This window comes from Pseudomonas sp. GW101-3H06 (assembly GCF_059424605.1).
Genome location: NZ_JBWKZO010000001.1, coordinates 1699818 through 1726817 on the forward strand (window position 1 = coordinate 1699818; position 27000 = coordinate 1726817).

The window sequence follows — 27000 nt, forward strand, 5'->3', positions numbered from 1 at the left end:
TGAGGACAGGGCCGCACATCTTACTTGATCGGCTGGGGCGCTGCTTGCAGCTGCGCCTCGACTTTGGCACAGCGCGGACACAGACAGGAGGCGTTGCGCAGTTCGGCCGGCAGCGCTTCAAGTACCGCCGGGTCAATGCTGACGCCGTAGCACCAGCACGCCCGATCGGCGGTGCGCGGGTCAGCCAGGGCGCAGTCGTTGGGGGCGCCGCAGGCGGGGCAGAGGTCAGGCTGGTTCATAGCTGGAGTGAGGCTTTTCCACACAGGTACGGTTTCGGCCACTTTGCTTGGCCCGATACATCGCATGATCAGCCCGCGACAGCAGTGTATGCAAGGTGTCATCGGGTTGCAGGGTGGTCAGGCCGATGCTGACCGTCAGATGCAAGCGGCTGCCGTTGTAGGCATACAGCTGTTGCTCCACATGCTGACGAATTTTCTCGGCAATCATCAGACCGGTCTCACCGTCGGTGTCCTTGAGTAGCACGATGAACTCTTCGCCGCCCCAGCGGCAGACGATATCGGAATGGCGCAGACAGCTCTCCAGATCCCTGGCAAAGCCGATCAGCACCTGATCGCCGGCCAGGTGGCCGTAGGTGTCGTTCAGGGCCTTGAAGTGGTCCAGGTCCAGCAGCAATGCTGTCAGAGGCTTGGGCTCGCGCTGGGCTTCGTGCATGGCTTGCGCGGCGAGCAGGTCGAAGCCGCGGCGGTTGGGCAGTTCAGTCAGGCTGTCGAGGGTCGCCTGGGCGTGAATCCTGCTCTGATAACGCCTGATCACCCGGTTGAGCAGGGCGAGCACGGTCAGGGTGACCATCAAGCAGATCAGCAGGTTAAGGTACAGCGAGCGGCGGATGTCGCTGAGATCACCGTCTTCGCGCTTGTCGACGAACAAGTACCAGTTCAGTTCGGGGATGAACCGCACGTTGAGGAAATGTCCTTGACCCTCGCCGGAATACTCGTAACTGCCGCTGTGAGGCTTGGGTAACTGGCTGACCAGGTTCTTCATGCTGTCGAGTTCGCCAAGGGTCTGCCCGGCCCGTGCACCCTCCGGACCACCTTCGGCACCGGTCAGCACCAGGCGCCCGAACGTGTCGACGAAGTACACGCTGCGCTGGTAGCGCTGCTGGTATTTGTCGATCAGCTTGATCACCGCATCGACGGTCAGCCCGACACCCGCCGCGCCAATGAAACGGTCGTTGTAGTCATAGACCTTGTAGTTGATGAAAACGGTCAGGTTGTCTTTGTTGGCCAGATCCGGATCGACGTTGATCTCATAGGGATCTTTCATGTCGCGCACGCGGAAGTACCAGGTATCGCGGGGTTCAGTGGCCTTGACCTGCTTGAGTACGCCCTTGGCGTGGTAGTAGGTCAGGCTGGTGTTGGAAACGAAGAAGGCGGTGTAGGCGCCATAGTGGGTCATGACCTCATTGAGATAGCGGGTCATCTGGTCGGTGTCGCGTTCGCCGTTTACCACCCAGTCACGCATGAAGGTATCGCGGGACATCATCGAGGAAATCAGGATCGGTCTGACCAGGTCTTTCTGGATTTCCGAGTAGACGGTGTCCGATGTCAGTGGCAGTTCGGTGTTGACGATGTTGTCGCGGATCGACGCCCGCGACGCGTAGTAACTGAGGAAGGAGGTGGCCAGGAAACCTGCGCCCAGCAATGCGACCAGCGTGAGAACCAACGAGCGTTGAGAGTACAGCGGCGATCGAAGCGGCATGGCAGTTCCGTTGACAGTTGTCCGATGGCAAGCATTCTAGTGGCAACGGCGGGGAATAACTGCTCTATGTGCGCCTTGAATGGTCGTAGATTGTGCCCGGGCCTTGTGGGAGCGAGCAGGCTCGCTCCCACAGGTTTTCGACTTCTGAACGTTTTCAGCGAATCGATTGCAAGTACGTCCGCCATCCACCTAAATGACTGATATCCACTGCACCCTCCAAGCCGTAAGCCTCACAGATAAACCCGCTCTCCCAGCGCCCGTCCGCCAGTTGCACCTTGCCCAACCCCAACGGCGCCGGGATTCCGGTCAGGAACGAGCCCAACTCGCTGCTCGGCAATTCCCAGACTTCCACGGCAATCGCCACGCCACCCTCCTTTACCCGAACCATGCCCGGGCGAAAGGGTGGGCCGCCGGCCAGGGCGTAGAGGTGATAGTCGGGGGAGCTGTATGTGGATTCGACCAGCCGGGCGCCGCGCTGCTTGAGCTGCCAGTTCAACGCCAACCCGTCCAGATGCGCCCCGCAAACCACCAGCCGCGCACGATCATTGCGTGCAACCGCTGTTGGCGCAGGTGCTGCCAAACCTTGCTGGCGCTGCAAGCCGTCGGCCACGCTCAACAGATACTGATCGGTAAACGCCCGGCCAAACAGCGTCACGCCCCAGGGCAAACCGTTGTCCATGAAGCCACTGGGTACGGCGACGGCGGCGTAGTCGAGCAGGTTCATGAAGTTGGTGTAGTAACCCAGTTCCGAATTGCGCAGCACGGGTTCAGCCGCAAGCTCTGCCAGCGTGACAGGGCGGCCGAAGGTCGGCGTGACGACGCAATCAAGAGATTGCAGCGCCTTGTCACACAGGGCTTTCAAGGCCTGCAATCGATACTGGGCGCGAAAAGTTTGCACGCCGCTGACAGCCGGAGCCTTGGCCAGCACGGCGCGAATCACCGGCAGCACGGCTTCGGGATTTTGCTCCATCAGTTCGCCCGCCACGCTGTAGCGTTCAGCCACCCAGGGGCCTTCGTACAGCAAACGCGCCGCTTCGAGAAACGGCGACAGATCAAGTTCGACGGCTTCACCCCCCAAGGCTTTGAGTTGCTCGACCGCTTCGCCGAACAACACCGGACCCTGGGTGCAGCCAAAAAATTCCAGATCCTGCGCCCGTGGCACGCCAAACCGGAAGGGGCGAGGAGTGCCGAACGCGGAGCCGTCATTCCACAATGGATTGCCGCGGCTGTATTCGTCCCGTGGGTCGAGGTGCGCGGTGAGTGCCAGCAACTGACTGGCCTCCCAAGCGGTAGTAGTAAAGGTGGTCACGCAATCCAGCGTGCGACAGGCTGGAACGACACCGGCCGTGGAGATCAGCCCTTTGGTGGCTTTCATCCCGACCAGATTGTTCAACGCTGCCGGTACCCGTCCGGAACCCGCCGTGTCGGTGCCGAGGGAAAAACTCGCCACACCGAGCGCCACCGCCAGTGACGAACCGGCGCTGGAGCCGCCCGACGGGTACTCCGGCAACACACTGTTAGGGCAAGCACCGTAGGGCGAGCGACTGCCATTGAGGCCGGTAGCGAATTGGTCGAGGTTGGTCTTGCCCAATGGAATCGCTCCCAGCGCCAGCAGTTGCTCGACGATGGTTGCCGAACGCTGCGGCATGTAGGCAAACGCCGGGCAGGCCGCCGTGGTCGCAATGCCCGCCAAATCAATGTTGTCCTTGATCGCGAAGGGCACGCCGTACAACGGCAGGCTGTCGATGTCGCGGCCATCGAGCGCGGCCAGATACGGCTCCAGTTCCAGGGCGCTGAGCAAATGGATAAACAGGTGATAGTCCGGGTTCAGCGCGGCGGCTTTTTCCCGCAAGGCCAACAGCAGTTTTCGTGGCGTGGTCTCGCCGGTGCGGTAGGCCGAGCGCAGGGCATCAAGTTGCAAATTCATGGTGTTCATCCTTCAACAATGGGTTCAGTCGAGTTCCAGCACCACGACGCGCTGTCCGGCGCGCACGGCCGAGCCCGGCTGCACGCGAATCTCCCGCACCACGCCAGCCATGGGCGCCAGCAGCGGAATTTCCATTTTCATCGACTCCAGAATCACCAGCACGTCACCGGCCTCGACCCGGCTGCCGGTTTCCACCTGCACTTGCCAGAGGTTGCCGGCGATGTGGCTGTCGATGCTCTGTTGACCGTTAGCCAGCGGTGCGTCTTCGCTCACCTCGGGGGCCGGTTCCTCACTGTCAAAATGCGCCTGGCCGCTGGCGATCCAGCGTTCGCGCTCGGCGTTGAACGCGCCTTGTTGCTGTTGGCGGAACGCGCCAATGCTCTCGGCTTCCCGGGCCAGAAACGCCTGGTAATCCGCCAGGTTCAACTGACTGTGCTCGATGTTCAGCTCGAAGCGCCCGAGGGGAAAATCCCGGCGAATGCGCAGCAGTTCATCGGCACTCACCGGGTAAAAACGGATCTGGTCGAAGAAGCGCAGCAGCCAGGGTTTGCCATCGAACGCCGCGACGTCGCGATAGCGGTTCCACATCTGCAAGGTACGACCAACGAACTGATAACCACCGGGACCTTCCATGCCGTACACGCACATGTAGGCGCCACCGATGCCCACCGAGTTTTCTGCGGTCCAGGTGCGCGCCGGGTTGTACTTGGTGGTGACCAGGCGATGACGCGGATCAAGCGGGGTGGCGACCGGTGCGCCCAGATAGACATCGCCCAGGCCCATAACCAGATAACGGGCGTCGAACACCGTGCGCTGTACTTCATCGAGGTTTGGCAGGTCGTTGATGCGGCGGATGAATTCCAGGTTACTCGGGCACCAGGGGGCGTCCTTGCGCACGGTGGTCATGTATTTTTCGATCGCCAGTTGGCACGCCGGGTCGTCCCAGGACAGTGGCAGGTGGACGATGCGCGACGGTACTTGCAGGTCTTTGGCGGCGCACACGGCGTCCCATTCGCCGGCAACGATACCCAGCAGATCGGCCAGCGGCAGCTGCTCGGGTTGGTAGTGCACTTGCAATGAGCGGATGCCCGGGGTCAGGTCGATCACGCCGTGCAGGTCCTTGCTTTCCAGCGCTTGCATGAGGGCGTGGGCGCGGAAGCGCAGGACCAGGTCGAGTTCGGGGGCGCCGATTTCGATAAGTAAATGCGTATCCCCAGAAAGCCTCGCAACCAACCGCGTATCGTCCTGACCGATATCCAACACCACAGGCGACACAATCCCCTGTGGGAGCGAGCCTGCTCGCGAAGAAGTTGATGCGGTGTCAGGTCTGGCCTCTTCGCGAGCAGGCTCGCTCCCACAGGGGGGATTCCATTTCAAGGCCAGACGGCGGGCGGTTTTGAGATCGACGGGTTGGAACTGCACTTTGTCCCCAGCCTTGAGCTGCCCCAACTGCCACAGATCGGCCTCGATCACTGTCACCGGACACACGAACCCGCCAAGGCTCGGGCCGTCCGGGCCGAGGATCACCGGCATGTCCCCGGTGAAATCCACGGCGCCAATCGCATACGGATTGTCATGAATGTTCGATGGATGCAGCCCGGCCTCGCCACCGTCGGCACGCACCCATTGCGGCTTCGGTCCGATCAGGCGCACGCCGGTGCGGCTGGAGTTGAAGTGCACTTCCCACTGCGTGGCGAAGAAGGTGCCGATGTAGTGTTCGGTGAAGTATTCCGGCGCACCGTGTGGGCCGTAGATCACCCGGATCTGCCGCACATCGGGCAATTCGGTGATCTGATTTTCAGCCAGTTGCTGGTCGATACTGCGGTCGTTCAAGGCCGGTAAATGCAACACATCGCCGGCGCGCAACGCACGACCGCCGTGCCCGCCGAACTGGCCGAGGGTGAAGGTACTTTTGCTGCCCAGATAATCCGGTACTTGCAGTCCTCCCCGCAGGCACAGATAACTGCGTGCGCCGGCACCGGCGATGGTGCCAAGGCTCAAGGTCGCGCCAGCGGGAATCAGCAATGCCGTGTTCATGGCGACGGTTTCACCGTTCAACGTCAGCGGGATCACCGCCCCGGTCACCGCCACCACCGCATCGCAATTGAAGCGCAACAAGGGGCCGCTCATGGTGATTTCCAGCGCGGCAGAACCTTCGTCATTACCCAGCAAAAGATTGCCCAACCGCAGCGCGCGACTGTCCATCGGTCCCGACGGCGGCACGCCCACTGCCCAGTAACCTAGGCGCCCCGGATAATCCTGGACACTGGTCTGGGTACCGGCACTGAGGACCTCAAAGGTGTTGGCTTGATACACCAGCCCCTCAAGGCAGCGGGTCCATGGCTGGCCGTTGGCGAACGGTGCATCGAGCAGAATCTGCCGCAGGTAATCACGGTTGGTTTCCACGCCATACACCAGGCTGTCGCCCAAAGCCTGATACAGACCGTCACGCGCTTCTTCACGGGTCGGCGCCCAGCTGATGACCTTGGCGATCATCGGATCGAAGTACGGCGCAATCTCGCAACCGGCTTCGACCCAAGTGTCGATGCGCAATTGTTTGCCATCGGCGACAGGGAATTTCACCGCGGTGAGCAACCCCGGACTTGGTTGGAAATCCCGCCCCGGATCTTCAGCGTACAGTCGCGCCTGAATTGCATGCCCCTCGGCTTTCAACCCCATGCTCAATTCACTCAATGGCGGCAGTGCACCAGCGGCCAATTGCACCATCCAGCGCACCAGGTCGACGCCCCACACCTGCTCGGTGACGCCATGTTCGACCTGCAGGCGGGTGTTCACTTCCAGAAAATAGAAACGGCCGGCATCGCTGTCGAACACGAATTCCACGGTACCGGCACTGCGATAATTCACGGCTTTGGCCAGTTTGATCGCCGCCGCGCACAGCTCATCGGCCATGCCTTCGGGCAGGTTCGGCGCCGGGGTTTCTTCAAGGACTTTCTGATTGCGGCGTTGTACCGAACAATCGCGCACGCCAAGGGCGATCACGTCACCTTGACCGTCGCCGAACACCTGAACTTCCAGATGCCGGGCGCGCTGGATGTACTTCTCGATGAATACGCCGGCGTCGCTGAAGTTGTTCTGGCCCAGGCGCTTCACCGCTTCGAAGGACTCGCTCAACTGCGCAGCGTTGCGGCACACGCGCATGCCGATCCCGCCACCGCCGGCGGTGCTCTTGAGCATGACCGGGTAGCCGACCTGTTCGCCGGCAATCAAGGCGGCGTCGAGGCTGTCGAGCAGTTCGGTGCCTTCGAGCATCGGCACGCCGTGTTGCCTGGCCAGGGCGCGGGCAGTGTGTTTGAGGCCGAATACGCGCAACTGCTCAGGTGTCGGGCCGATGAAGGCAATATTCACGGCTTGGCAAGCTTCGGCGAATGCAGCGTTCTCCGAGAGAAAACCGTAGCCGGGATGGATCGCTGTGGCGCCGCTGGACTTGGCGATAGCGAGGATTTTTTCCACCGCCAGATACGTACCGGCGGCCGCGCCTTCACCGAGACTGTGAGCCTCATCGGCTTGCAGGATGTGCAGGCTGGCGGCGTCGGCTTCGGAATACACGGCGACGCCTTTTACCTGCAGTTCACGCAAGGTGCGCAGGACGCGGCAGGCGATGGCGCCACGGTTGGCGATCAGGACTTTTTCGAACATGGCAAAACCCCTGGAGGGGATGCGGGCCGTCCCGCAGTTTTTCGATGAGCGCCAGGGTCGTCCCTGGCGGAAAAAGCAATTCATTTCAAATACACCCCGGCCCCCTTGTGGGAGCGAGCCTGCTCCCATAGGGTTTAGTGGTGTTCTTGAGGTTTGAGGCACTGCCCGGAACGGGCCTGGCACAGGGCAAACAGCCAGCGGCGCACACGGCTCAGATTCAGTTCCATACCAGCAGCTCCGCAGGTGTCGGGTTGTAGGCGTTGCACGGGTTGTTCAGTTGCGGGCAGTTGGAGATCAGCACGATCACGTCCATCTCGGCCCGCAGGTCGACGTATTTGCCCGGCGCGGAAATACCGTCTTCAAAGGTCAGGCCGCCGTCGGCAGTGACCGGCACGTTCATGAAGAAATTAATGTTCGGGCCGATGTCGCCTTTGCCCAGTCGGCCATCGTGGACGCAGGCGCGCAGGTAGTTGTCGCGGCAGCTGTGCATGTAGCGTTTTTCCAAGGCGTAACGCACGGTGTTGCTCTCTTGCGCACAGGCGCCTCCGAGGGTGTCGTGGCGGCCGCAGGTGTCGGCGACGATGGTCAGCATCGGCTTGCCGAGGTTGGAATACAGCACGCTGCCGGTGCTCAGGTAGACGCTGTTTTGCCGACGCAAGGTGCGTTGCACGTCGTAACGTTCTTTCGGATTGGCGAGGCTGTAGAACAAGGTGTCGACCGCCTGGTTGCCTTCCAGGTCGAGGATGCGCAAGGTCTGGCCGGCTTTGACCTCCATCAGCCAGGGTTCGCCGGCGGGGATGGTGGCGCGGTAGATCGCGGTTTCCGGTTGCTTGTGAACGGTGGCGATAGCGAGTGACATGGCAGCAATCCTCAAGCGAACAGACGGTCGGTGTTGATGAAACCGCGCTCGTTTTCCGGGCGCGAGGTACGGCAGTGTTCGGCGACGCTGGCGTCGGCGTTCATCCAGGTGAGTTTCAAGGGTTTGGGAGCATATTCCGGCGCCGGGTCCATTGGATGTTGCAGCGCAGTGAGCACCACCAGCGTATCCATTGGCGCGTACAACTCGATGTAGTCACCGGCTTTGGAGTTGCCTTCGACAAAGTGGAAACGTCCGCTTTCATCGACGTTCACCCGGCTCAACAGATTGAGCGTCATCGACAGGTCGGACAGGCCCAATCCCCACTTGCCCAGTTCCACCAGCAGGTTGTCAGTACCGTTGCGGAAGAAACCGTTGCGCAGTTCCTGGTAGCGGCCGGCACCGTATTTGTCCGCGACTTCTTCGGCGCAGAGCACGCCGCCGAGGCTGTCGCTCCAACCGCAGGTGTCGGTGGTGATGGCGGCCAGCACCCGGCCCATGTCCGAGTACAGGCAATGGCCGGCGGTGAGCTTGGCGGTGTGTTGGCATTTGAGACTGTCGGGCAGGTTCAGACGCTCGGTTTTTTCATTGGCGTTGAGCAGCGTCAGGCTGACGTTGGCGCCGCCACGGATGTCCGTCAGGCGCAGCAATTGGCCGCGTTTGAGCACGAACGAACGATGGCCGCCACCGGGAAGCATTTCCTCGGCGAAGGGCGGGAACAGTTGGGTCGAATCAGTCATGGAAAAATCCTCTCAAGCGGTACGAAGCGTGCCCGCCAGTTGCACCGGCAGGGCGTCGACGGCGGTGCGTTGGGCACGGCGGTCGCTGTTCAAAGGGATGTCGTAGGTGATGCGCGCGCCATAGGCGCCGGGGGCATGCGGGTCGACGCGGATCTTGTCAAACACCAGCAAGCGGGTGCCGAGGCTGAAACCTTCGGACAGGTCGTGGGTGACCATGAATACGGTCAGTTGCGTCTCGCGCCACAGCTCCAGGAGCAAGGCGTGCATGTCTTTGCGGATACCCGGATCGAGGGCGCCGAAGGGCTCGTCGAGCAGCAGCACACGCGGCTTCATGATCAGCGCCTGGGCGATGGCCAACCGTTGCTGCATGCCACCGGAAAGTTGCGCCGGGTATTTGTCCAGCGAGTGGCCGAGGCCGACTTTGTGCAGCAGCATCGAGGCTTGTTCGCGGGCCTCTTTTTTGGTGCTGCCGAACAAACGCCCCAACAATGGAGAACGCGGCAGTTCCAGACCGAGGGCGACGTTGTCCAGCACGCTCAGGTGCGGGAACACCGAATAGCGCTGGAACACCACGCCACGGCTGGCATCCGGTTCACCGGCCAGCGGTTGGCCGTCGAGCAGAATCTGGCCACGACTGGCTTTTTCCTGGCCGAGCAATAACCGCAGAAAGGTCGACTTGCCACAACCCGAGGCGCCGACCAGGGTGCAGAACTCACCCTCGTTGACACTCAGGTTCAAACCTTCGAGCACCACTTGATCGACGTATTGCTGCCAGACGTTTTTCACGGTGATGAAGCTCATGCGCGTGCTCCTTCGTACCAGGGAAACGTACGCCGGGTCAGGTGTTTCAGCCCCCAATCCATCAGCCAGGCGAGCAGGGTGATCCACACCACGTAGGGCAGGATCACGTCCATGGCCAGGTAACGGCGAACCAGAAAGATCCGGTAGCCAAGGCCGTCGGTGGAGGCAATGGCTTCGGCGGCAATCAGGAACAGCCACGCCGAGCCGAGCATCAGCCGCAGTGAGATCAACAGGCGCGGCAACAGTTGTGGCAGCACCACCCGCAGCATCAGGGTCCAGGTCGAAGCACCGAGGGTCTGGGCCTTGATCAGCAGCTCCACGGGAATTTCCCGGGCGCGCTGTTCCAGATCACGGGCCAGGGCCGGGGTGATGCCGATCACGATCAGCATCACTTTCGACAACTCGCCGAGACCGAAGACGATGAACAGAATCGGCAGGATCGCCAGCGGCGGCACCATCGACAGCACCGTCAGCAAAGGCGATAACGGTGCGCCGAACAGCGGCAACGTACCGGCCGCCATGCCCAGGCACAGACCGGCCAGCGCGCTGATACCCAGACCAATGGCCAGGCGTCGCAGGCTGGAAGCGGTGTCTTGCCACAGCACATATTCACCGGTTCGGGTGTCGGCCACGAAAGCCAGGCGTTTCAACGCGTCGGTCATCTGTACGGCGCTGGGCAACAGCTTGTCATTGGGGTTTTCCGTCAGCCGCTCGGCCGAACCCATGAAGTAGGCGAACAGCACCAGGGCGAACGGCAGGATCACCAGCAACAGGCGACTCGGGCGGTCCGGGTGGCGATTGATCAGGCGCATGGCCAAGTTCTCCTCTTACAACTTGGCGTCGGCGGCCATCTGCACGTAACTCGGATCGAAGCGCAGCTTGAGGTTGCCCTTGTCGCCGCTGGTTACGCCGTTGGCGAAAGCCATGCCGACTGCGCTGGTGTCCTTGGCGCCTTCACCCAGCAAACCGTGCTGGAAGGAGAACTCGGCGACCTTGCGCATGGTTTCCGGCAGTTGCTTGCTGGTGCTGAACGCCAGGGCTTCCTTGGGGGTGGCGAACAATTTGGTAGTGTCCAATTGCGCCTGGAAACCCGCCAGGTCAGTGCCCGAGGCCTTGGCCATGTGTTCGAGGGCGGCTTTACCGGCGGCGTTTTTCGCGTTCATCAACTCGACCACTTCGAACCAGGCGCCGGTCAGCGCCTTACCCAGGGCCGGGTTGTCTTTGAGGGTCTGCGAGTTGACGACCATCATGTCCATGATTTCGCCGGGAATCTGGCTGGAGTTGAAGACTTCGGTCACCGCCGGCTTGGCCTTGATGTCCGACAGCATCGGGTTCCAGGTGGTGACAGCGTTGACCTGATCGGTGTTGAAGGCGGCCGAGATGTCGGCGTCAGAGGTGTTGACCACTTTCAGGTCTTTCTCGGTGAGGTCCACCGAATCCAGGGCTCGCGCCAGCAGGTAGTGGGACACCGACAGCTCCACGAGGTTGACGTCCATCCCCTTGAGGTCGGCGACTGTCTTGCCTTCGCCCTTGAGCACGATGCCATCGTTGCCGTTGGAGAAATCGCTGACGATCAGCGCGGTGCTGTCCACGCCACCGGCCGCCGGGATGGTCAGGGCATCCATGTTGGTCATGGTGCAACCGTCGAATTGGCCGGCGGTGTACTGATTGATGGATTCGACGTAGTCGTTGAGCTGCACCACATCGATCTTGATGCCGTACTTCTTCGCCCATTTGTCGACGATGCCCTGGCTGCCGGCGTACTCCCAAGGCATCCAGCCGGCATAGAGGGTCCAGCAGACACTGAAGTGGTCTTTTGGCGCGGCCTGGGAAGAGAGACTGACAAGGGCTGCGAAGGCAGCGGCGAAGAGGGCGGGTAAACGAAGCTGGGACATGGTGGTTCTCCAGTTGATCAGGGGCGAGCAGGAGGCAACGCGGCACCGCGAACGGTGGCTTGTCTCCCGGGCTTTTGTCCCGCCGTGTAACCTCAACTGGAGGTCGCCAACTCTCGGACCAGTCACTCGCGATTGCGAGCCGGAACCCTAGTCAGCCATTGCAAATTGTGGTGCCGCGAACCTGTGATGACTCCTGCACGCTGTTGCTAAAGCGAGAGCCGTGCCAAGTCGGCTGAAGTGCTCTGGCGCGGGGCATTGGTGGAAGATGCAGTGGCAGGGGCCCAGGTGGATGCGTTGTGATGGTGCGCCGGCGCACCGCAATGGGACGTCTCGGCCACTGATCCGAAGGTTGGCCTGGCGGTGCACTTGATAGGGGATTGTGAGTCAAAACAGGAGTCAGTCGGCCTGTTCCGGCTGCGGGTCTTTCAGGAGGCCGCCATGTTTCGACGACTGTTGCTCGGTGCTGCGTTGGGTCTTGGATTGTCCGGTTGTTATTACTACGCCGGTGGCTACGACGTCGTGTATCCCGCCCCTTATTACTATCCCGGTTATTCGCCTTATTCGTACTATTACGGCCCGCGTTACTACCATGGCCCACGCTTTTACGGTGGCTATCGCTATTACTACTGGGGTGGCCACGCGCCACGTTATTACGGCGGTGGATATCGCGGGGGACGCCACTAATCAGCGCGTGAATAGATGAAAAACCTTTCATCGGCGACATGTTTCAACTTGTTGCCGGCTCGCACCAGATTCCGAAATCGATGTCAGATATTTCGACAGTTGCACAACCTTCAACTGTCGCCTGCCAGCGTCGCTGGTGTGGCTCACTCGCGGTCCAGGAGGCCGCTATGCATCGCCAAATTCTACTGATTGCTGTGTTGGGTCTGTTCCTGAGTGGATGCGTGCCTTATTCCGATGGAGGAGCCGGTTACTACAGTTCAGAAGTCTATACATCGCCGGCCCCGGCCTATTACTCCAGTGGCGGGCCTTACTACTACAACGGCGGGTATTACACACCACCGCGCCGGTATTACGCGCCGCCTGCCCGGTATTACCAGCCGACACCGCGCTACTACCATCAGCCGCGGGTCTATCAACCGGCACCGCGCTACTACCAGCACGCGCCGCGTCACTATCAGTCACGGCCGGACTACAGGGCACATCAGAACCAGGGTTGGGACGGTCGCAACCGTGGCGGCTGGGACAATGATCATCGTCGCGGACGAAACGACAATCACGATCGCCGAGGCGGCCGCAATGGGCGTGGCGATCACGACGGCCGGGGTAATCACCGTTAATCCGGTGTAAACGCAACTCCCTGTGGGAGCGAGCAGGCTCGCTCCCACAGTTGTTATTGGTACTCCGACAAGTCCGCCAATGGGTGGCGACCTTCCCAGACCTTATGAAAATGGGCCTCCACCACCGCGTCCGGCACGTTGTTGACATCCGGCCAGTGCCAGTGAGGCTTCTGATCCTTGTCGATCAATCGCGCACGCACACCTTCGCTGAACTCCGGATGCCGACAGCAATTGAGGCTCAGGGTGTATTCCATTTGAAAGACCTGCGCCAGCGACATATGCCGGGCGCGGATGATTTGTTCCCACACCAGATGAGCGGTCAGCGGCGAGCCTTCGCTCATGGTTCGCGCGGCGCGGCTGAGCAGCAGGTCAGTGCTATCGCGTAGCCCGCTGATGGCTTTCCAGGCGCAACGCACATCGCTGACATCCAGCAGTTCATCGATACGCTGGCGACGCGGTAACCACTGGGCTTCGGGCATCTGGTCGACGGCTTCCTGCTGCAAGGCCTTGAGCAGACTGTTGAGCTGCATCGGCGTCTGCTCCTGCCAGTTCAGCTGCAACAAACCTTCAATCAGCGCTTCCTGCTGCTCATCAAGCAGGAAGCGGTCGGCCAGGTCCAGGTCGATCGCATCGTGACCGTTCATATGGGCGCCGGTCAGGCCAAGAAACAAGCCAAGCTTGCCGGGCAGGCGCGAGAGGAACCAACTGGCGCCGACGTCCGGATACAGGCCGATACTGATCTCCGGCATCGCCAATCGACTGCTCGGCGTGACAATGCGAATACTCGCCCCCTGCAGCAGGCCCATGCCGCCGCCGAGCACATAACCGTGCCCCCAGCAGATCAACGGTTTGGGGTAAGTGTGCAGGCTGAAGTCCAGGCGGTATTCCGAGTTGAAAAAATGCGCGGCCAGCGTCGGCACTTCACCCGGATGGGCACGGCAGGCCTCCACCAGACTGCGCACTTCGCCGCCGGCGCAAAAGGCCTTGGCGCCGTTGCCGCGCAGCAGGACGCAGACGATTTGTGGCTCCTTGGCCCAGGCGTCCAGTCGGTCGCGCAGGGCGTTGATCATCGGCAAGGACAGGGCGTTGAGCGACTTTTCTGCGTTGAGGGTGGCAACGCCGATGCGGGCGCCATCGGTGCCGGTGAGTTCTTCGAAGTGCAGATTCATCGTGACCTCGATCGGGAATTTGAGGGTTAAGTATGATCGCTGTGTGGGAAAGTGCCGGATCTGCATCAGATCAATTGACAAGCGTGGAGAGGCTTCTTAGGGTTCGCCCCATTGTTTTTGCCGGATATGACCATGACTGCTGACGACCGTATCAAACTCGAACCGAGCTGGAAGGAGGCACTGCGTGCGGAATTCGACCAGCCCTATATGGCAGAGTTGCGAAATTTCCTGCAACAGGAGCGGGCGGCCGGCAAGGAAATCTATCCACCAGGCCCGATGATCTTCAACGCGCTCAATTCCACGCCGCTGGACAAGGTCAAAGTGGTGATCCTCGGTCAGGACCCGTATCACGGCCCGGGCCAGGCCCATGGCTTGTGCTTCTCGGTGCAACCGGGCGTGCCGGCGCCACCGTCGCTGGTGAACATCTATAAAGAGTTGAAACGCGACCTGAACATCGACATCCCCAACCACGGCTACCTGCAGAGCTGGGCCGAGCAGGGCGTGCTGATGCTCAACACCACCATGACCGTGGAGCGCGCCAACGCCAACGCGCACAAGGACAAGGGCTGGCAGTTTTTCACGGATCGGATCATTGAAGTGGTCAGCCAGCAGCAACCGCATCTGGTGTTTATGCTGTGGGGCGCCCATGCGCAGAGCAAGCAGAAGCTGATCGATGCCACCAAACATTTGGTGCTGACGTCTGTGCACCCGTCACCGCTGTCGGCCTATCGCGGCTTTCTCGGTTGCGGGCACTTCAGCCGGACCAACAAATTCCTGGAACAGAATGGCGAGACACCGATCGATTGGCGGTTGCCGCCGGTTTGATGGGTTGCCTGTGATGGCCCCTTCGCGAGCAAGCCCGCTCCCACATTGGTTTTGTGAACACCGCAAATCCAATGTGGGAGCGGGCTTGCTCGCGAAGGAGGCAACTGGGTCTATCAGGAGGACTCAGGCTGCCGGTTCCAGTACCTGAACAACGGCTCCGCCAGAAACAACACAAATAGCAACCGCATCACCTGCATCGCCGTCACCAGCGGCACCGACAGTTGCAGGGTTTCCGCCGTCAGGCTCATCTCTGCAATGCCACCGGGCATCATGCCCAGGGTCAGCGAGCGCAAATCCAGGTGGGTCAGGGCACTCAAACCCAATGCCGCCGCGGTCGCAATCAACATGGTCAACACCGTGCCAACCAACGTCCGGCCCATGAACGACGGGGCGCGACGGAAAAACTGCCGATTGAAGTGACAGCCCAGGCCGCTGCCGATCAGCCATTGACCGATCTGGCTGCCGCCGTCGGGCAACCCGATATGCAGGTCCCAGCCGATGCTGACCGTTGCACTCACCAGCAGCGGCCCGAACAACCATGGGTTGGGTTGACGCAAACGTTCCCAGGTCCAGGCGGCCAATGCGCCTGCGGGAAACAAGATCGCCAGCCAACGCCAATCGATGCTGCCGGCGTGGGAAATCGGCGTGCCGTCGCCCAACAGATATTTGAACGCCGCCGGCACACACAGCACCACCACCAACACCCGCAAACTCTGGCCGGCAGCGACCCGGCTGAGTACCGCACCGTTGCGGGCGCCGAGATTGACCATCTCCCCGGAACCACCGGGCATGCTGGAGAAGAACGCCGTGGCGCGGTCTTCTCCGGTGCGCCGCATCAGCCAGACCCCGACCACGGCGGACAGGCTGGTGACCAACGCACCGAAGAAGATCAGGCCGAAATGACTCAAAACCTGCTCCATCACCACCGGGGTGAAGTGCAGGCCAATACCGATGCCGACGATCCACTGGCCGCACTTGCGGCCGCCAGGGATTTCCGCCAGTTGCCAAGGCGTCAGGCAGCGCACCAGGATGATCGCCAGCAACGAGCCGACCATCCATGGCAGCGGCCAGCCGATCTGGCTGGCGAGGTAACCGCCCAGCAGGCCAACCAGTGGTGTGCCCCACCAGGCTTTGAACGGTGTCCGATCAGACATCGGCGATAACGCGTCGAGCAACCGAACGTTTGCGCCAGATGCGCACAATCGGCACCAGCAACATGACCACGATCAACCCCCAGACACCCATGGTGATTCCGCTCGACCAGAGAATATCCAGCGAACCGTTGGAAATCGACAAGGCCCGACGCAGGTTCTGCTCCATCAAACCACCGAGGATGAAGCCCAGCAAAACCGGCGACAATGGGAAGTCGAGCTTGCGCAGGATGTAGCCGAAGATGCCGATACCGATCATCAGGAACAGATCGAAGGTGGTGGCATGCACCGCATACACGCCGATGGCGGTGATGATGGCGATCATCGGCACCAGCGCCCAGTTCGGCACGGCGAGAATCTTGGTGAAGATGCGGATCATCGGAATGTTGAGGATCACCAGCATGATGTTGGCGATAAACAACGACGCGATCAGACCCCAGACGATGTCCGGTTGCTGTTGAAACAGCAGCGGGCCAGGCGTGATGTTGTACAGCGACAACGCGCCGATCATCACCGCCGTGGTGCCCGAACCCGGAACGCCGAGGGTCAGCATCGGCACCAGAGCGCCGCAGGCTTCGGCACCGATGGCGGTTTCCGGGGCTGCGAGGCCGCGCTTGTCACCCTGGCCGAATTTGCCGTTCGGGCCGGCGATGCGTTTCTCGGTCATGTAGGCCACGGCGCTGGCCAGCGTCGCGCCGGCTCCCGGCAGCACGCCCATGATGAAACCGAGCACCCCGCAACGCATGTTCACCCAGAACACCGAAGCGGCTTCCTTGAAGTTGAACAGCATCCGGCCGGTGGCCTGGAAGGCTTCCTGGCCACGGTGGGTTTTTTCCAGCAGCAACAGGATTTCGCTGATGGAGAACAGGCCGAGCACCAGCACCACGAACTGAATGCCGTCGGTAAGGTGAATGTTATCGCCGGTGAACCGGTACACACCGCTGTTGGCATCAATGCCGACGGTCGACAGGAACAGACCGATCAGCGCGGCAATGAATGTCTTCAGGGGACGGTCGCCGGCCATGCCGCCGAGGCAGACAATCGCAAACACCATCAGCACGAAGTATTCCGCCGGGCCGAAGGCAATCGCCCATTTCGCCAGCATCGGCGCGAACACCACCATTCCGCAGGTCGCAATGAAAGCACCGATGAACGAGCTCCAGGCTGACAGTGACAACGCGACACCGGCCAGGCCCTGGCGGGCCATCGGATAACCGTCGAGGGTGGTCATCACGGTGGACGCTTCACCCGGAATGTTCAGCAGAATCGAGCTGATCCGGCCGCCGTATTCGCAACCCAGGTACACCGCGGCCAGCAGGATCAGCGCCGACTCCGGCGGCAGGCCAAGGGCGAAGGCGATCGGGATCAGCAATGCCACGCCGTTGATCGGCCCCAGCCCCGGCAACAGACCGACGATCGTACCGATCAACGTGCCGCTGAGCGCTGTCACCAGGTTGTAAGGGGTCAGTGCGACGCCGAAGCCGTGACTCAAATAACCAAGCGTATCCATATCAATTCTCCAGAACGTCGAGCAGGCCCAGAGGCAGTGGCACGTCCATGACTTTGTCGAACAGCAGGTACAGGCCGACGCTCATCAGGCTGATGATCACCACGCCCGGCAACCAGCGTCCGCCGTACAGGCGTGCCATCGGAATGCCTACCAGCATGCTGCTGAGAATGAAGCCCAGCGGTTCGAACAGCCCGGCGAAAACCAGCAGCAACAGCACGCAGACACCAATCTTGGTCAGTGTCTCGCGGTCCATCGGTGGATCTTCATCGGTGTGTTTGATCGGCGAGGGGCGATACACCATGTACACCAGCGCCAGGCCCATCAGCCCCAGCATCAACAAGGGGAAAGCCCGAGGGCCGATCGGTTCGTAGGAAAAAGGCGCCTGATAGGGCCAGGCCATCAGCACCAGGCTGAGGCAGGCCAGCAACAGCACCGAAGCAAAAATGCGTTGTAAGAGCATGGGGAACTCCTGTGCCACGGCCCCGCAAAACGGGACCGTGGCCGCTAGACAGTGACGATCACTGGATCAGGCCGAACTCTTTGGCCAGTACCTTGTAGTCCGCGACCTGTTTCTTCACGTAGGTGTCCAGCTCCTGGCCGGTCATGGCGAACGGGAACAGTTCACGTTGGTCGCGCAGCTTGGCGAAGTCTTCGGAGGCCAGCAGCTTGTCGAAGGAGTCTTTCCACCAGGCGTAGTCTTCGTCGCTGACTTTCGGCCCCAGGTAGAAACCGCGAACCACCGGCCAGACGATGTCGTAGCCTTGTTCTTTGGCGGTTGGAATGTCTTTCATTTCCGGCTCGTCCAGACGCTTGTCGGAGAACACCGCCAGCAGGCGCATGTCACCGCTCTGGATGTGCGGCATGGAGTCGGAAATGTCGGTACTGCCGACCTGGATGTGGCCGCCAAGCAAGGCCGTGGCGATTTCACCGCCGCCTTCAAGGGCGACGTAACGCAGGTCACGCGGGTTGATCCCGGCAGCCTTGGCAATCAGGGCGGTCTGCATCCAGTCCTGGCTGCCGACAGTGCCGCCGGAGCCGATCACCACTTTGCTCGGGTCTTTCTTCAGAGCCTGTACCAGATCGTCCAGGGTCTTGTAGGGCGAATCGCTTTTCACCGCGATGGCGCCATAGCTGGTGCCGACGGCGGCGAGCCAGCGCACGTTGGTTTCATCGAAGCGACCAAATTTGCCTTGTGCCAGGTTCAACAGCGAACCGCTGGACCAGGCCACCAGGGTCCCGGCATCCGCCGGGCGCTGGGCAACCACCGCGTTGTAGGCCACCGCGCCGACACCACCAGGCATGTAGGTCACACGCATCGGCTTGGTGAGCAGCTTTTCATTTACCAGCGCGCTTTGCGCCAGTTTGCAGGTCAAGTCGAAACCGCCGCCAGGGGACGCCGGGGCGATGCATTCCGGGCGCTTGGGTTCAGCCATCAGTTGGCCGGCGAACAACATGCAGCTGGCGGCGAGGGCTACTTTTTTACGCATTGACAGGTTCATTCAAGTCTCCTTGGGAGTTTTTGTTATGGACGTACTGAATTACCAAAGGGCAACGCTATAGCTCACCAGCAGACGCACTTCATCGGCATCGCGAGCAGAATAATTGGAGCGGTAAGTGGCATTGCGCAGGCGGACGGCGACGTCCTTGAGGGCGCCACTTTGCACGACATATTTGATCTCGGTGTTGCGTTCCCACTCTTTGCCTTCGTCACCGTTCTTGAGTTTGATGTTGTCACCGCTCAAGTAACGGCTCATGAAACTCAGGCCGGGAACACCGAGTTTGGCGAAATCGTAGTCATAACGTGCCTGCCATGAGCGCTCTTCGGCGCCGGCAAAATCGTTGATTTGCACGAAGTTGACCAGGTACGGGTCGGCGCCATCCACATAGGGGAACGCGCTGTCGCCGGACATGTGCTGATAGCCGGCGCTGAACTTATGCCCGCTCAAGGCGTAACTCACCAGGCCATTGAGGGATTTGTTGTCGATCTTGCCACCACGGGCTGCCCCCTCGTCATCACTGATGGCCAGGCGCAAATCGGTGCCGAAGGTCCCCGGCCCGAACGGCTGCGAGGCAATCACACCGAGGAAGTGCTGGTTATAGACTTCATCGAGTTGCGCGAAGTGGTAACTGCCGGTGATTTTGTCGGTGAACTTGTAGTCCACGCCGCCAAAATCAAAATGCTTGCCCGCCACCGTACCGGCGAAGCGGCTGTTCTTGTTGTTGAGGGCGATGTCCTCGAAATCGGTGCTATCGCGGTCCTTGGCTTTTTCCAGGCGCCCACCGGTGAAGGTCAGGTTCTTGATCTCTTTGGACGTCAGCAGGCCGCCTTCAAACGTCTGCGGCAGGATGCGTCCATCGTTTGGCTTGAGGATCGGCAATTCCGGAATCAGGCTGCCGATTTTCAACTCGGTGGCGGAGACTTTCACTTTGCCGGTCAAGCCCAATTTGGAGTATTCGTCAGCCGCGCGCCCGTCATCGTGGGTCGGCAGCAGGCCAGTCCCGGTACGATCAGGACTGGAATCGAGCTTGACCCCCAGCATGCCCAACGCATCGACCCCGAACCCCACGGTGCCGTCGGTGTAACCCGATTGAAGGTTGAGCATGAACCCCTGGGCCCATTCATCACGTTTGGATTGTTGGGCGCTGGTGCCATCGCGAAAATCGCGGTTGAAGTACATGTTGCGGGTTTCGAAGGTGGCGGAACTGTCTTCGATGAAATCGGCCTGGCTTATTGGCGAAAAGCCGGCAAGCGCGGCGGCACTGGCAAGGGCGGTGTGGCTGAAACGGGAGAGGCGGGCAGGCACGAAAGCCTGGGTCTGCAAGGACTGCATGGGTGACGTACTCCGTTTTATTGTTCTTATTTGTCGAAAACGCTTCGAGGCGTTTTTCGGATCGCTGTGTGGCAGCAGCGACGGAACTTGAAACATTCCGTAACTCGACTCTAACCAGCCAACCTTTCGCTAACCTTTCATCAGGCTTTAACGGCTTTGCGGGCTTCACAGCAGCGGAGGTGGCTGTAAACTCCGCGCCAAAGAATGGCGTCGACCATCCCTGAATGAGGTAAAGATCCATGCGTGTTCTGCTCGTCGAAGACCATCTGCAGCTCGCCGAAAGCGTCGCCCAGGCGCTCAAGAGCACCGGGCTGACGGTGGATGTGCTGCACGACGGCGTAGCTGCCGACCTGGCGCTGGGCAGTGAGGAATACGCCATGGCGATCCTCGATGTCGGCCTGCCGCGCATGGATGGTTTCGAAGTGCTGGCGCGCCTGCGCGCGCGGGGCAAGAACTTGCCGGTGCTGATGCTGACCGCACGCAGTGATGTGAAGGATCGTGTCCACGGCCTTAACCTCGGCGCCGACGATTACCTGGCCAAGCCTTTCGAGCTCACCGAACTCGAAGCCCGGGTCAAAGCCTTGCTGCGTCGCAGCGTGCTGGGCGGTGAACGGCTGCAACGGTGTGGCGTGCTGGCCTACGACCTGGACACCCGACGCTTCACCCTCGGTGAGGAGTTGCTGACCCTGACTTCCCGCGAGCAGGCCGTGCTCGAAGCACTGATCGCTCGTCCCGGCAGGGTGATGAGCAAGGAGCAACTGGCCTCTCAGGTCTTCGGTCTCGACGAAGAGGCCAGCCCCGACGCCATCGAAATCTATGTGCATCGCTTGCGCAAGAAACTTGACGGTCAGCCCGTCGCCATCGTGACTTTCCGCGGTCTCGGTTATTTGCTGGAAAGCCGCGATGCATAAGCCCAGCAGCCTGCGCTGGCGCTTGCTGTGGAACCTGGCGCTGTTGCTGGTGGTGTTGATGCTGGCCAGCGGCTTGAGCGCCTATTGGAATGGTCGCGAGGCTGCCGACACCGCTTATGACCGGACCTTGCTGGCCTCGGCGCGGACCATCGCGGCGGGTGTTTCACAGCGTGACGGGACGCTCAGTGCCGACGTGCCTTACGTGGCACTGGATACATTCGCCTACGACAGCGCCGGGCGGATTTTTTACCTGGTCAACGACATCCACCAGAACCTCATTTCCGGTTACGAAAACCTTCCCGCGCCCCCTCCCGGAACTCCGCGCACCGATGACTACCCGGCACTGGCGCGTTTTTACAACGCCACCTATCGCGGGCAGAACGTGCGGGTGGTCAGCCTGCTCAAGCCGGTCAGCGAACCGAACATGAATGGCATGGCGGAAATTCGTGTCGCCGAAACCGATGAGGCGCGGGTGAGCATGGCGCGCAGCCTGGCGGCGGATACCTTGCTGCGCTTGGGCATGCTGGCGGTCGGTGCACTGCTGTTGGTGTGGTTTGCCGTCAGCGCCGCGCTGCGTCCACTGGAGCGCTTGCGCACGGCCGTGGAAGAGCGGCAGTCTGATGATTTACGCCCGTTGCCATTGGTGGAAGTCCAGCGTGAGCTGTGGCCGCTGGTGCGTGCGCTGAATCACTTTACCGAACGCCTGCGTGAGCAATTCGAGCGTCAGGCGCAATTCATCGCCGATGCCGCCCATGAACTGCGTACGCCGCTGGCAGCCCTCAAGGCGCGACTTGAACTTGGCCTGCGGGCGAACGAGCCCGAAACCTGGCGCAGTACCCTGGAAAACGCCGCTCAGAGCACCGATCGCTTGACCCATCTGGCTAACCAGTTGCTCTCGCTGGCGCGGGTCGAAAATGGCGCCCGGGCGATTGCCGAGGGCGGTGCGCAGTTGCTGGATCTGAGTCAACTGGCGCGTGAACTGGGCATGGCGATGGCACCGCTGGCCCATAAGCGTGGCGTGGCGCTGGCGCTGGAAGCGGACGAGCCGGTATGGCTGCGGGGCGAGCCGACCTTGTTGAACGAGCTGTTGAGCAATTTGGTGGATAACGCGCTGGCCCACACGCCTCCAGGCGGCAACGTCATTCTGCGGGTCTCGGCGCCGGCGGTGCTGGAGGTCGAGGACGACGGCCCGGGCATTCCCCTGGATGAGCGTGACCGGGTATTCGAGCGCTTTTACCGCCGCAACCAGCAAGTGGCCGGATCAGGTTTGGGCTTGGCGATTGTCGGCGAGATCTGCCGCGCGCATCTGGCACAGATCAGCCTGCACGATGGCGAGCGGGCGGGGTTGAAAGTACGGGTGAGTTTTATTGCCGGGGAGTGAGGCGGCCTCTTCGCAAGCAGGCTCGCTCCCACACTGGATCTATGTGGCAGCACAATCCCTGTGGGAGCGAGCCTGCTCGCGAAGGGGCAACGATCAGTAAAACATCGAGCGCGTTTCTTCCAGGTCGGCGCACATTGTCTTGTTGTCCGGATCGATCCCGAGCTTGATGAAAGCCGGCACGCTGAAAGGATCAATGCGCGAAATCGGGTGTTCAGTGTCTTTGTGGCAATACAGGCTGGCCACTTGCACCAGGTCAACGTAATCAATTTGCCCGGACTGTCGCTTGAAATTCAGGTACAGCTGCGGCACTTGCACCAGCATGTCCGGAAACTCCCAAACCCTGAGCAGCTTGTCGCCGAGCAACGGGTGAATGTGATCGATCACATGGTTGAGGCTGACCGGGTCCGACAGCAGTTCGTAGTGATCTTCGGCGTAGGTCAGGATCGGCAGTACACCGATCTGATGCACCAACCCGCCAAGGGCTGCCTGATCGGGCTTGAGCTGGGTATAGCTGCGGCACAATGCATAACTGACGCCGGCGATTTCCAGACTCTTGCGCCAGACTTCGCGCATCTTCTGTTCCACTACTTCGGAACGGGCATGGAAAATCTGCTCCATGACCAGGCCAATGGCCAGGTTGCTGCTGTAGTTGATGCCCAGGCGCGTGATCGCCGTGTGCAAGTCGGTGACTTCCTGGGTGGCGCGCAGCAAGGGACTATTGACCACTTTGATCAGGCGCGCCGACAGCGCGGCATCGCGGCCGATCACTTTGCTCAGGCTGCTGATGCTGATTTCCGGATCTTCAGCGGCCTTGCGAATCTGCAAAGCCACTTCCGGTAATGTCGGCAGAACCAGGTCATCATTATCGATGGCCTCAACCAAATCCCTCTGGACCTTTTCCGCCAGCTCACTCATTTCGTTTCTCTAGGTGTCGCAACAAAGTATTGCGGTTAACGCTGGATTTCGCGGTCACGGTCCAGTTGGTAAGGCAGGTCGAGCAAGTGCAGGGCAGGGCCGTCAAGCGCGCCGACGTGGATCTCACCGGCCTCGGCCGCTTCGGCTTGCAACACCGCCAGCAGTTCGATGTGCTGACCGGCGCTGGCAGCCAGCACCACTTCACCGATCGAACTGGCGTGGCTTGGGGAAAACAGTTGTGTGCCGGGTTCCGGCAGTTCGCTGGCATCCAATTGCACGCGATACAGGCGACGCTTGAGTTTGCCCAGGTACTGCATGCGCGCGACGATTTCCTGGCCGGTGTAGCAGCCTTTTTTGAAACTCACGCCACCGACGGCTTGCAGATTAAGCATTTGCGGGATGAACAGCTCGCGGGTACCCGGCATCACCTGGCCGATTCCGGCACGGACCTGGCCCAGCAGCCATTGGTTCAAATCACCTTCGTCCAGCAAGGCGGACAGTTTGCCCTTGATGACATCGGCTTGATCGGCGGCGACCCACAGCTCGGCACGATCAGGCGAAACGCGAATGGCGATCAGTCCGTCGTGGCGCACAACGCTGTCGGTTTCTGCCGGTAACCCAAGCCCGAGGCTATTGAGTGCTGCATCACCCTGTTCAACGCCGAAGCGAACCCAGGCGGCGCTTTCGTCGGTCAACTTGGACTTGGAGAACACTGCGTACTTCTTCAGGTCCGCCAATTGCGGTTCCAGCAGTTCACGGGCCATGGCCAGGAGCACACCATCGCCTTCGAACAGAATGCGGAAGCTCGATTGCATCCGGCCTTTCTGCGTGCAGCGCGCACCGAGGCTGGCCTGGGTGTCGCTCAGGTAATTGAGATTGCAGGTCAATTGGCCTTGCAGGAACTTGCCGGCGTCCGCGCCGCGGACCGCCAGAACACCTTCATGAGACAGCGTGCAGAAAAAAGCAGAATCGGCCATGGGTCATCGCAGGGTAAAGAGTCTGGCGGACATGATAAGGGGGCGCCCTCGAAATGGGTAGTTCACAAAGGATCGTCGGTGACCGACCAAAGCCGACTGTTCGATGAGGCGCGGGGCTGTATACTTGCGGCCTATTTGAGGAGCGCTCCATGGTCGAAGATGTTGAACTGAATCGCCTCTACTGGCACAGCCGCCGCGGCATGCTTGAGCTTGACGTGTTGCTGGTGCCGTTTGTGAAAGAGGTTTATCCGCACCTCAACGAAGTGGATCGCGCCTGCTACGTCAGGTTGCTCGAATGCGAAGATCAGGACATGTTCGGCTGGTTCATGGAGCGTGCCGAATCGGAAGATCCAGAGCTTCAGCGCATGGTTCGCATGATCCTGGATCGTGTCCAGCCCAAGTAATTCGTTCGAATGCCGCTGGCATGCCTCACGGCATTTGCTGGCGGCCTATCTTTTGGCCCAGTTGTCTGTGCTGGGGTCGTTGTTTCTGCTTTCCATTCCGCTTTGGACTTGTCTGGCCGGCGCTTTTTGCTGCCTGCTGCACGCCGCCTGGACGCTGCCGCGTCAGATAATGCTGACGCATCCACATGCGTTCCGTGGCTTGCGACGCGACGCCGAGGGTTGGCAGCTATGGAGTCAGGCAGCGGGGTGGCAGCCGGTGCAGATGAGGCCGGACAGCCTGGCATTGCCATGGCTGGTTGTGCTGCGTTTTCGTTTGCGCGGTGAGCGGCGAGTCAGGGCCATTTGCGTGCCCCGGGATTCGCAGGCGGCGGATCTGCACCGACGCCTGCGGGTCCGGCTCAAGTTCAGTCGGCGTAGGTGGGCGGCACCAGAATAGTGTCCAGGGCCACTGGCAACAAGTTCGGGTAGTCGAGTGTGTAATGCAGGCCTCGACTTTCCTTGCGCTCCATGGCTGACAGGATCATCAGTTCGGCGACCTGGGCCAGGTTACGCAGTTCGATCAAGTCCCGGCTGACCTTGTAGTTACTGTAGAACTCGTCGATTTCGTCGAGCAACAGGCGTACGCGATGCTGGGCACGCTGCAAGCGCTTGTTGGTACGCACGATGCCGACGTAGTCCCACATGAAACGCCGCAGTTCATCCCAGTTGTGCGCAATGATCACGTCTTCATCAGAGTCGGTCACCTGGCTCGCATCCCATGCGGGCAGGGCGACAGGGGCACAAACCTGCGGCAGCTGCTCCATGATGTCCGCCGCCGCCGAACGGGCGTAAACAAAACATTCCAGCAAGGAGTTACTGGCCATGCGATTGGCGCCGTGCAGGCCCGTGAAGCTGGTTTCGCCAATCGCGTACAGCCCCGGCACGTCGGTGCGGCCCTGCTGGTCGACCATGACGCCGCCACAGGTGTAGTGCGCCGCCGGCACCACTGGAATCGGTTGTTTGGTGATGTCGATGGAAAACTCGAGGCAGCGTTCGTAGACGGTCGGGAAGTGCGACTTGATGAACGCTTCGGATTTGTGACTGATGTCCAGGTAAACGCAATCGACGCCCAGACGCTTCATTTCATGGTCGATGGCCCGTGCGACGATGTCCCTCGGGGCGAGTTCGGCCCTTGGATCGAAGCGCTGCATGAAACGCTCGCCGTTGGGCAGTTTCAGGTGCGCACCTTCGCCGCGCAGGGCTTCGGTGATCAGGAAGCTCTTGGCTTGCGGGTGATACAGGCAAGTGGGGTGGAACTGGTTGAATTCCAGGTTCGCCACCCGACAGCCCGAACGCCAGGCCATGGCGATACCATCACCGCACGCACCGTCGGGATTGCTGGTGTAGAGGTAGACCTTGGCTGCGCCGCCGGAAGCGAGGATCACGAAACGGGCGCCGTAGGTGTCGACTTCGCCGGTGCCGCGATTGAGCACATAAGCACCCAGGCAGCGGTCGCCTTCGAGTCCGAGGCGCTTTTGCGTGATCAGGTCAATAGCCACCCGCTGTTCCAGCAGTTCGATGTTTGGCCGCTGCGTGGCTTGGGTCAGTAATGTCCTGAAAATGGCCGCGCCGGTGGCATCGGCAGCATGAATGATCCGTCGATGACTGTGGCCGCCTTCACGAGTGAGGTGGAATTCGAATCCGCCGTCTTCAGTGCCGGACTGTTCATCGCGGGTAAAGGGTACGCCCTGATCGATCAGCCATTGAATCGCTTCTTTGCTGTGCTCGACGGTAAAGCGCACGGCGTCTTCGTGGCACAGGCCACCGCCAGCATTGAGCGTGTCGTCGACGTGGGATTCGACAGTGTCGGTGTCGTCCAGCACGGCAGCAACGCCGCCCTGGGCCCAGAACGTCGAGCCGTTGGCGAGGTCGCCTTTGCTCAGTACGGCGATGCGCAAATGACCGGGTAAGGTCAGCGCAAGGCTCAAGCCGGCAGCACCGCTGCCAATTACCAGAACATCGTGTTGAAACTGTTGGCTCATTTCAGG

General features: G+C 60.9%; 25 protein-coding genes and 1 riboswitch. Of the genes, 7 read left to right on the forward strand and 18 right to left on the reverse strand.

The genetic code is table 11. From position 1 onward, the window contains the following. Positions 1 to 20: 20 nt before the first annotated feature. The 9 genes from AC07ZE_RS07730 to AC07ZE_RS07770 form a co-directional block, all read right to left on the reverse strand. On the reverse strand, positions 21 to 239 hold the full coding sequence (locus AC07ZE_RS07730; protein ID WP_207262975.1) for a cysteine-rich CWC family protein: 219 nt from the start codon (positions 237 to 239) through the stop codon (positions 21 to 23). Then, positions 226 to 1719, reverse strand: a complete 1494-nt coding sequence (locus AC07ZE_RS07735) for a sensor domain-containing diguanylate cyclase (RefSeq protein WP_207262977.1) — start codon at positions 1717 to 1719, stop codon at positions 226 to 228. The genes AC07ZE_RS07730 and AC07ZE_RS07735 overlap by 14 nt, the downstream gene beginning before the upstream one ends. A 154-nt stretch (positions 1720 to 1873) precedes the next feature. Further along, on the reverse strand, positions 1874 to 3646 hold the full coding sequence (gene atzF, locus AC07ZE_RS07740) for an allophanate hydrolase (protein WP_404940856.1): 1773 nt from the start codon (positions 3644 to 3646) through the stop codon (positions 1874 to 1876). A 24-nt stretch (positions 3647 to 3670) separates the two neighbouring features. Next, on the reverse strand, positions 3671 to 7306 hold the full coding sequence (gene uca, locus AC07ZE_RS07745; protein ID WP_207262981.1) for an urea carboxylase: 3636 nt from the start codon (positions 7304 to 7306) through the stop codon (positions 3671 to 3673). Positions 7307 to 7523: 217 nt separating this feature from the next. After that, positions 7524 to 8165 carry an urea amidolyase associated protein UAAP2 gene (locus AC07ZE_RS07750; protein ID WP_137804641.1) on the reverse strand — a complete coding sequence of 214 codons (642 nt, stop codon included), beginning with the start codon at positions 8163 to 8165 and terminating at the stop codon, positions 7524 to 7526. Between the two features lie 11 nt (positions 8166 to 8176). Then, positions 8177 to 8902 (reverse strand): urea amidolyase associated protein UAAP1, encoded by a 726-nt coding sequence (locus tag AC07ZE_RS07755; RefSeq protein ID WP_207262983.1) that lies wholly within the window; start codon positions 8900 to 8902, stop codon positions 8177 to 8179. Positions 8903 to 8914: 12 nt separating this feature from the next. Next, positions 8915 to 9703: an ABC transporter ATP-binding protein gene (locus AC07ZE_RS07760; RefSeq protein ID WP_207262985.1), complete on the reverse strand. Its 789-nt coding sequence runs from the start codon at positions 9701 to 9703 to the stop codon at positions 8915 to 8917. Further along, a complete protein-coding gene (locus AC07ZE_RS07765; protein ID WP_207262987.1) occupies positions 9700 to 10515 on the reverse strand; it encodes an ABC transporter permease in 816 nt (271 codons plus the stop codon). The genes AC07ZE_RS07760 and AC07ZE_RS07765 overlap by 4 nt, the downstream gene beginning before the upstream one ends. A gap of 15 nt (positions 10516 to 10530) precedes the next feature. After that, complete coding sequence (locus AC07ZE_RS07770) at positions 10531 to 11598, reverse strand: putative urea ABC transporter substrate-binding protein (protein WP_207262989.1); 1068 nt, start codon at positions 11596 to 11598, stop codon at positions 10531 to 10533. 61 nt (positions 11599 to 11659) lie between these two features. Then, positions 11660 to 11760: riboswitch (guanidine-I (ykkC/yxkD leader) on the reverse strand. Between the two features lie 276 nt (positions 11761 to 12036). On the opposite strand from AC07ZE_RS07770, the gene AC07ZE_RS07775 reads away from it, so the two are divergent. Continuing rightward, positions 12037 to 12282: a hypothetical protein gene (locus AC07ZE_RS07775; RefSeq protein WP_095195463.1), complete on the forward strand. Its 246-nt coding sequence runs from the start codon at positions 12037 to 12039 to the stop codon at positions 12280 to 12282. 167 nt (positions 12283 to 12449) lie between these two features. Continuing rightward, the gene (locus AC07ZE_RS07780; RefSeq protein ID WP_207262991.1) at positions 12450 to 12899 is read left to right on the forward strand and encodes a hypothetical protein; all 450 of its coding nucleotides are present in this window, start codon (positions 12450 to 12452) and stop codon (positions 12897 to 12899) included. Between the two features lie 53 nt (positions 12900 to 12952). On the opposite strand, the gene dspII is transcribed toward AC07ZE_RS07780, so the two are convergent. Continuing rightward, positions 12953 to 14068: an enoyl-CoA hydratase/isomerase DspII gene (dspII, locus tag AC07ZE_RS07785; protein WP_207262993.1), complete on the reverse strand. Its 1116-nt coding sequence runs from the start codon at positions 14066 to 14068 to the stop codon at positions 12953 to 12955. A 132-nt stretch (positions 14069 to 14200) separates the two neighbouring features. On the opposite strand from dspII, the gene ung reads away from it, so the two are divergent. Beyond that, positions 14201 to 14893, forward strand: coding sequence for a uracil-DNA glycosylase (ung, locus tag AC07ZE_RS07790; protein ID WP_207262995.1), 693 nt, complete (start codon positions 14201 to 14203; stop codon positions 14891 to 14893). Between the two features lie 113 nt (positions 14894 to 15006). Here ung and AC07ZE_RS07795 read toward each other — a convergent pair whose 3' ends face one another. From AC07ZE_RS07795 to AC07ZE_RS07815, 5 genes are read right to left on the reverse strand one after another with little or no spacing between them, the layout of a single operon-like run. Beyond that, a complete protein-coding gene (locus AC07ZE_RS07795) occupies positions 15007 to 16047 on the reverse strand; it encodes an AbrB family transcriptional regulator (protein ID WP_207262997.1) in 1041 nt (346 codons plus the stop codon). Continuing rightward, on the reverse strand, positions 16040 to 17554 hold the full coding sequence (locus AC07ZE_RS07800) for a tripartite tricarboxylate transporter permease (RefSeq protein ID WP_207262999.1): 1515 nt from the start codon (positions 17552 to 17554) through the stop codon (positions 16040 to 16042). Before AC07ZE_RS07800 ends, AC07ZE_RS07795 begins: the two co-directional genes overlap by 8 nt. Position 17555: 1 nt before the next feature. Further along, positions 17556 to 18014: a tripartite tricarboxylate transporter TctB family protein gene (locus tag AC07ZE_RS07805; RefSeq protein WP_095195469.1), complete on the reverse strand. Its 459-nt coding sequence runs from the start codon at positions 18012 to 18014 to the stop codon at positions 17556 to 17558. Positions 18015 to 18072: 58 nt separating this feature from the next. Then, on the reverse strand, positions 18073 to 19053 hold the full coding sequence (locus AC07ZE_RS07810) for a Bug family tripartite tricarboxylate transporter substrate binding protein (protein WP_095195470.1): 981 nt from the start codon (positions 19051 to 19053) through the stop codon (positions 18073 to 18075). 39 nt (positions 19054 to 19092) lie between these two features. Beyond that, positions 19093 to 20385 (reverse strand): OprD family porin, encoded by a 1293-nt coding sequence (locus tag AC07ZE_RS07815; protein WP_207263001.1) that lies wholly within the window; start codon positions 20383 to 20385, stop codon positions 19093 to 19095. Positions 20386 to 20624: 239 nt separating this feature from the next. Here AC07ZE_RS07815 and AC07ZE_RS07820 point away from each other — a divergent pair, with 239 nt between their 5' ends. Together AC07ZE_RS07820 and AC07ZE_RS07825 are read left to right on the forward strand one after the other, a co-directional pair. Next, a complete protein-coding gene (locus tag AC07ZE_RS07820) occupies positions 20625 to 21296 on the forward strand; it encodes a response regulator (RefSeq protein ID WP_075947499.1) in 672 nt (223 codons plus the stop codon). Next, positions 21289 to 22677: a sensor histidine kinase gene (locus tag AC07ZE_RS07825; RefSeq protein ID WP_207263003.1), complete on the forward strand. Its 1389-nt coding sequence runs from the start codon at positions 21289 to 21291 to the stop codon at positions 22675 to 22677. Before AC07ZE_RS07820 ends, AC07ZE_RS07825 begins: the two co-directional genes overlap by 8 nt. Before the next feature lie 93 nt (positions 22678 to 22770). Here AC07ZE_RS07825 and AC07ZE_RS07830 read toward each other — a convergent pair whose 3' ends face one another. Then, entirely contained in the window at positions 22771 to 23592 is an 822-nt protein-coding gene (locus AC07ZE_RS07830; RefSeq protein WP_207263005.1) for an HDOD domain-containing protein, read from the reverse strand. Between the two features lie 35 nt (positions 23593 to 23627). After that, on the reverse strand, positions 23628 to 24569 hold the full coding sequence (gene ygfZ, locus AC07ZE_RS07835; protein ID WP_207263007.1) for a CAF17-like 4Fe-4S cluster assembly/insertion protein YgfZ: 942 nt from the start codon (positions 24567 to 24569) through the stop codon (positions 23628 to 23630). 149 nt (positions 24570 to 24718) lie between these two features. Here ygfZ and AC07ZE_RS07840 point away from each other — a divergent pair, with 149 nt between their 5' ends. Together AC07ZE_RS07840 and AC07ZE_RS07845 are read left to right on the forward strand one after the other, a co-directional pair. After that, positions 24719 to 24973 carry an FAD assembly factor SdhE gene (locus AC07ZE_RS07840; RefSeq protein WP_007898624.1) on the forward strand — a complete coding sequence of 85 codons (255 nt, stop codon included), beginning with the start codon at positions 24719 to 24721 and terminating at the stop codon, positions 24971 to 24973. Further along, positions 24957 to 25409, forward strand: coding sequence for a protein YgfX (locus tag AC07ZE_RS07845; protein WP_207263009.1), 453 nt, complete (start codon positions 24957 to 24959; stop codon positions 25407 to 25409). The genes AC07ZE_RS07840 and AC07ZE_RS07845 overlap by 17 nt, the downstream gene beginning before the upstream one ends. Here the strand turns inward: AC07ZE_RS07845 and nadB are convergent. Beyond that, positions 25378 to 26994 carry an L-aspartate oxidase gene (nadB, locus tag AC07ZE_RS07850; protein ID WP_207263011.1) on the reverse strand — a complete coding sequence of 539 codons (1617 nt, stop codon included), beginning with the start codon at positions 26992 to 26994 and terminating at the stop codon, positions 25378 to 25380. The genes AC07ZE_RS07845 and nadB overlap by 32 nt on opposite strands. Positions 26995 to 27000: the final 6 nt, after the last annotated feature.